1 protein-coding gene is annotated in these 586 nt (G+C 43.9%); it reads right to left on the bottom strand.

Translation table 11 applies throughout. From position 1 onward, the window contains the following. Nucleotides 1–159: 159 nt before the first annotated feature. On the bottom strand, nucleotides 160–586 hold a 427-nt coding region (locus R7190_RS29170; RefSeq protein WP_318138110.1), incomplete at its 5' end, for an L-threonylcarbamoyladenylate synthase.

Raw genomic sequence — 586 nt, 5'->3', positions numbered from 1 at the left:
AAATGGCGTTAATTCAGCTTACATAAACTATGCTGAACACCACGGTATCGACATTTTCGAATTCGCATAAGCCATCTTTACTCGGCGTAAACACTGCTCAAGTATAAATAATGAAAAAGGAGGCTGATAGCCTCCTTTTGTTTATGTTGATATTTCGACTTATTCGAATGGTGATGGGTCACCAGAACCAATTCGAACCACTTCTGGGTCACCTTCGCTGAAGTCAATCACTGTAGTAGGTTGCTCACCTAAGTAACCACCATTCAGGATCACATCAACTGCATGTTCAAGTTTGTCGCGGATATCTTCCGGATCAGACTCTGTCACATCGCTACCAGGTAGAATCAATGACGTTGACATCAATGGCTCACCCAGTGCTTCGAGAAGATCCAATGCGATTTGGTTATTTGGCACACGAATACCGATAGTCTTACGTTTCGCATTCATCAAGCGACGAGGAACTTCCTTCGTACCTTTGAAGATGAACGTGTAAGGACCAGGAGTGTTGTTTTTCAGTAGTCGAAATGCTCCGTTGTCCACGCGCGCATACAGAGAAATTTCTGACAAATCGCGACACAACAACGTG

The organism is Vibrio sp. 1078-1, from assembly GCF_033340475.1.
The sequence above is the reverse complement of the archived record's forward strand: the minus strand, read 5'-3'. Positions and strand labels throughout refer to the sequence as shown.